Origin of the sequence: Nguyenibacter vanlangensis (assembly GCF_013376155.1) — a bacterium.
Taxonomy (GTDB): Bacteria; Pseudomonadota; Alphaproteobacteria; order Acetobacterales; family Acetobacteraceae; genus Gluconacetobacter; species Gluconacetobacter vanlangensis.
The window spans coordinates 1-4,620 of record NZ_JABXXP010000214.1 but is presented as its reverse complement, the minus strand read 5'-3'; the positions used below and the strand labels follow the sequence as shown (position 1 = coordinate 4,620).

The following is a 4,620-nucleotide window of genomic DNA, read 5'->3' as shown; positions in this document are numbered from 1 at the left end:
GTATCGCGCCGCGTCCCGCCATCCCGGCCTTCCGGCGGAGCGGCCGGACAAGCACGCGCCTCTTTGCCACACGCCGGATCGCACGACACCGCCACGCGGCCCGGCTGCGCCAGGTTCGCAACATTGCGGAAATTCTGCGCCGCCAGGTTCAGAACAGCATAAAGCCGGCCATAGGGCGATTGCGCGCTCCCGGGCACCGGCAGCCACGGCATGACCGCCGCACACACCCCGCACAGGGCCGCGACATCGACCAGATACCCCACCGGCACCAGAGACAGCACTGTGTGAAAGATCGTCGCCTGATCCATGATATTCCCCATCCGTTAAAATTCATGACCCGCGAGAACGCCGATCGTCACGCCGCGATCGCGGTGGCGAAGGCCGCGACATGCACGCTGTCCACACCCCCGGCACCCAGGGCGGTGTTATAGACACGCTTCCAATACACGCAGAGATTTTCGGCACTCCTCGCGTCCGGCAACGGGCCCGGATCGAAACGGTATTTCACCCGCGCCATCGCGCAGGCATAGCGCAGATTGCCGATAAGCTGGCGCATGCGCGGAATGTCCGAACAGGTCATGCGCCGCAGCCGGGTTTCCAGCTCGGCATGCGCCGCGTCGTCCGTCAGCATGCGCCACAGCGCATCATGCGTCGCGGGCTCCATCTGCCACAATCCCAATGCCGGGCCGCCCCCTTCCTGCACCAGGCGCGCCGCGCGCGATTCCACCAGCGCCGTGCCGGTCAGCAGATTGACCGCCGCCGGCCCGCCCAGGCCCAGCCGATCCAGGGTCGGCGCCACGACCCGCCATTTCAGGTCCGCCGCATCCAGTCCGCCCATCACCACCCCCGCATCAACCGGTCCAGCCAGTCCGAAAAGGGCTGATAGCCCAGCAGGGCCGACACCACGCCCCCGACGGCCAGACCGATATTTCGAATCAACTTCACGCCGCCTGCGATTTCCGCATTCATGCGGATCAGCGTTCGCTGCGATTCCGCCAGCGGCGCCGTGGTTTCGGCAATCGCCGCGCGCATCTCGCGGCGCAGCTCGACGATCGCCTGGCGCGTCTGCTCCACGTCACGATCGGCGCGACGGTCCTGATGCGCGCCGCGCGCGCGCCCCTCGGCCGAAATCTCGGCCAGCTTCATCATCATGTCCTGCTGCCCGTGCTCCAGGCGCCCGATCCGCGCGTCATGCCGGCGCAGCGTCTCGGCCGTCCCGGCCGGGTCCGGGACCGGATTTCCCCCATCCATCGCCTCTCCTTGCTTTTTTGCGGCCATCCCGTCCGGCGCCTATCCGCCGACGCCGGTATAGATGATCTTGTTCAGCATCATGGCCGGCGGCATATTCTGACTGTTGCCCGATCCAGCCGTAGAAATCGAAATTCCGGTGGTGCCCGACCCGATCGTCACCCCCGTGCCGGACGGCGTCGTCTGGGCGGTCGCCGTCTCCTCGACATCGCCGCCGCCGGCAAAGATCGCCGATATTTCCCCACCCGATCCCTGCGGCACGACGAAGCCCGATCCATGATTGGGCTTGTGGTCATGGCCCGGATCGGTGATCGCATGGCTATGGCCCGGGTCGGCGACCGCGTGGCTGTGCGCCGCCGCCATCTGACTGCCGCCCGGCGCACCCAGTTGCACGCCATTGACGCCTGATCCGGCCATCGTGACCTGATTGGCGGCGCTGCCTCCCATATTATCGACGCCGAAGCTCGCCCGGCCGCGCAGGTCCGGCAGAGCGAAGCTGGTCACCCCGTCACCAGCTCCGAAAATCGTGCCGATCGCGGCGAACAGGGCCGCATAGGTCGCGCGGCTGATCGCCTGACCGTAACAGAGCAGCCATCCGGGCGGCGCCGCCGCCCCGGCGAAGTCGCACACGGCCCCGACCGGCACCGCCCCGGCCACGCCGGCCGAGGCCCCGACCGGGTCCATGGTCCAGACCTGGTTGCCGTTCGCATCCGCCAGGACCACCGCATAATCCGGAGCGCCCAGCAGGAAGATATTGCCGAACTGCCCGCTCGAATCGGCGATGACCGGATTCGGATTGGGAATGGTCAGGCCCGCATCGGCATAGGTCGCCTGCGGCGTCGTGGTCCCGGTCTGATAGAACGACAATTGCGCGCCCGCGCGGGGCAGCCCCGTCGCATCGACGCTGAAAACATTGGGCCACACAAAGCGGGCGGCTGAACCGGGCATGCACCAGACTCCCCACACACCCCGTACGGCCGGGGCGCGGATTCATGCGGGCGGTGCCTGTGCCCTGATGACCGATCCTAACCGATCGCGATATCCTCCGGCAATTCCACATCTCATCCGAAAACGTCGTACCCTCCGCCATTGTCCGCCCCCAGCCCCAGCACGTTTCCCAGCACGCCCGGACCGGTGGAGCCGCCACCCAGCAGGGCCAGCGCATTGCCCAGCCCCGACATCAGCGCCGCGTTCGACGTCGTGGCGCCACGCGCCTGGGCCGCCCCCATGCCGCCCAGCGCGTTCAGCATCGTGGTCGCAGCCGCATTGCCCTGGCTGCCGATCTGCCCCGCGGCGGCGCTGCCCATCCCCGCCAGACCCGACAAGGCGTTCATGTAATTGCCGAATTGCTGGCCGGCATAATTCTGCGCATAGCGTTGCAGCGCATTCATCTGCCCGCCCGACAAGGCCAGGCCCCGCGCCGCCGCCGACTGGTCCAGCGCCTGCTCGCCCTGCTGCAGGGGAAACTGGTAATAGGGTGTCTGGCTGAAGGCCTGGTACGCCGCCGCCGCGCCATCTCCCTCGCCGTCTCCCTGGCCGCCCGGCCCGCCCGGCAATCCCAGCAGGCCGGCGAGGCTGTACAGCGCATTCGTCCCTGCCCCGACATAGGGCGACAGGTTCTGTTCCGTCTGGTTATAGACATTCTGCTGGAATTGCTGCGCCTGGTTATAGGCGTTCGCCTGCGCCCGCGCCGCGCCCGACGCCGCATCCGCCCCCGTGATCCCGCCCGCGATCGAGCCCAGGGCCGATAGCCCCCCACCGATTGCCGTCACCATGATCCGATCCACTTCCCGAATTGACGTTCCATTTCCACCCAGCCCAGCCGCCGGAAGATCGGGCCGACATCCAGCGACCGCCCGGTCGGGGCGACATGGATCTTCGTGCCCGCGATCATCCGCCGCACGCCGCGCGCCGCCAGCGTCCGTTCCGCCTCGCGAAACAGGCGAATCCCGGCCGTCCAGCGCCGATAGGCCGGCCGCACGTAATACAGATCGAAAAAGGCATGGCTGGTGCCCCGGTGATGCAGATGCGGCCAGACCAGCGCCACCAGATAGCCCGCCAGCACCCGCCCCTCGCGCATCGTCAGCACGTGCAACGCGCCGGCCTGTTCCAGCCGGGCATAGGTCTCCAGGTCCGGATCCAGCGGCACGCGCTCCTGCTCCAGCGCGACCTCGCGGAAATGCGCCTCCCACAGGCTCCGCATCTCCAGCAGGACCGCGCTCCACGCCTCGACGCCATACCGGGTCACGACAGCACCACCTGCAGCCCGCCGGCCGTGATCGTCAGCGCGTTCGCCGCACCGGCCAGCACGGCGATCGCATCGCCCGGGCCCAGCACTTTCCCGATTTCATTCGGGCTGTTCCAGGTCTGCCCGGGCAGAACGGCCTGGTTGAAGGTCGTGGCATTGGCCGGGCCCGCGCCGGCGCCCGACGGCACCAGATAGATGCTGGCCTGCACCGCGACGATGCCGGTATTGCAGATGCTCAGGCTGTCGATACGCGAATACACGCCCGCCGGCGACGTATAGATCGGCGTCGTCGATGCCGGAACATATTGGGCGGGAATCAGGGCAATCGGCTGAACGGACATGGCACCGCAATCCTGCGTCGCATCCCCGAAGGGATATCGGATGGAGGGCGGTGCCTATGCCCTTATTTCGAATAATCTATTTCATAAATGGCGATAGTTCAATAACATGAAAACGACCCGGCTCGCCGTCCTCACTCACCCGCAAAAAGCGATCGACGCGGACAAAACATTTCCGTTCGACCCGCTGAATGTCAGCGTCTGCATGGTCCCCCGGGAGGCCGCGCTGAAATTATAGAAGGTCGCGTTATTGGAGGCATTCCCGCCCTGCTGCACGACATTGGACAAGCCCGACGTCGCGCTCTGGTAGGCAATCGCATTCCCCGATCCGTACATGCCGTAATAGGCGCATCCGGCGGGCGCGAATGTCGGGGCGGTTTCCGGGTTCCCGGAATAATTCGTCCCTTCCGTGACATATATGTTTCGAAGACCGGAAACCTCCACAAGCTCGATGTTATAGTTTCCCGATGTTCCGTTGACCGTGATGGAGGTCTGCGCACTCGTCACCGGCGCGGCCATGACGACGAACGACACCGCCGACAGGCTGCTCCTGTCCAGGAACACCGTCTGGCTTCCATTGAAGTTCGGCGCGGCGCTGCCCCCATATCCGATCGCCACGACGGTATTGCCCACGGTCGTGGCTTGCGGCATCGTGACCGTTATGCTGCCGGACGACGACCGGCCATAGGCCCGCTGCACCTCCGTCGGCGCGACGCTTCCCCCGCCCAGCGGCGCGGCCCATGTCCCGTCGGCGCGCAGGTAATTCGCCGTGCCGCCGCCGCTGGC

General features: G+C 66.7%; 7 protein-coding genes and 1 pseudogene. All 8 read right to left on the bottom strand.

The window, feature by feature from the left end; all coding sequences use genetic code 11:
- Nucleotides 1–308 (bottom strand): hypothetical protein (locus tag HUK84_RS10950; RefSeq protein ID WP_176640331.1); only part of this gene is annotated, 308 nt, incomplete at its 3' end.
- Nucleotides 309–355: 47 nt separating this feature from the next.
- Nucleotides 356–838, bottom strand: coding sequence for a hypothetical protein (locus HUK84_RS10945; protein WP_176640330.1), 483 nt, complete (start codon nucleotides 836–838; stop codon nucleotides 356–358).
- Complete coding sequence (locus HUK84_RS10940) at nucleotides 838–1,251, bottom strand: hypothetical protein (RefSeq protein WP_246285614.1); 414 nt, start codon at nucleotides 1,249–1,251, stop codon at nucleotides 838–840. Before HUK84_RS10940 ends, HUK84_RS10945 begins: the two co-directional genes overlap by 1 nt.
- Before the next feature lie 39 nt (nucleotides 1,252–1,290).
- Nucleotides 1,291–2,196 (bottom strand): tail fiber protein, encoded by a 906-nt coding sequence (locus HUK84_RS10935; RefSeq protein ID WP_176640328.1) that lies wholly within the window; start codon nucleotides 2,194–2,196, stop codon nucleotides 1,291–1,293.
- Between the two features lie 113 nt (nucleotides 2,197–2,309).
- Nucleotides 2,310–3,023, bottom strand: coding sequence for a hypothetical protein (locus tag HUK84_RS10930; protein ID WP_176640327.1), 714 nt, complete (start codon nucleotides 3,021–3,023; stop codon nucleotides 2,310–2,312).
- Nucleotides 3,017–3,496 carry a GNAT family N-acetyltransferase gene (locus tag HUK84_RS10925; protein ID WP_176640326.1) on the bottom strand — a complete coding sequence of 160 codons (480 nt, stop codon included), beginning with the start codon at nucleotides 3,494–3,496 and terminating at the stop codon, nucleotides 3,017–3,019. The genes HUK84_RS10930 and HUK84_RS10925 overlap by 7 nt, the downstream gene beginning before the upstream one ends.
- Entirely contained in the window at nucleotides 3,493–3,837 is a 345-nt protein-coding gene (locus HUK84_RS10920) for a hypothetical protein (protein WP_176640325.1), read from the bottom strand. Before HUK84_RS10920 ends, HUK84_RS10925 begins: the two co-directional genes overlap by 4 nt.
- A gap of 135 nt (nucleotides 3,838–3,972) precedes the next feature.
- Nucleotides 3,973–4,620, bottom strand: a pseudogene (locus HUK84_RS10915) (hypothetical protein); the annotation flags it as partial.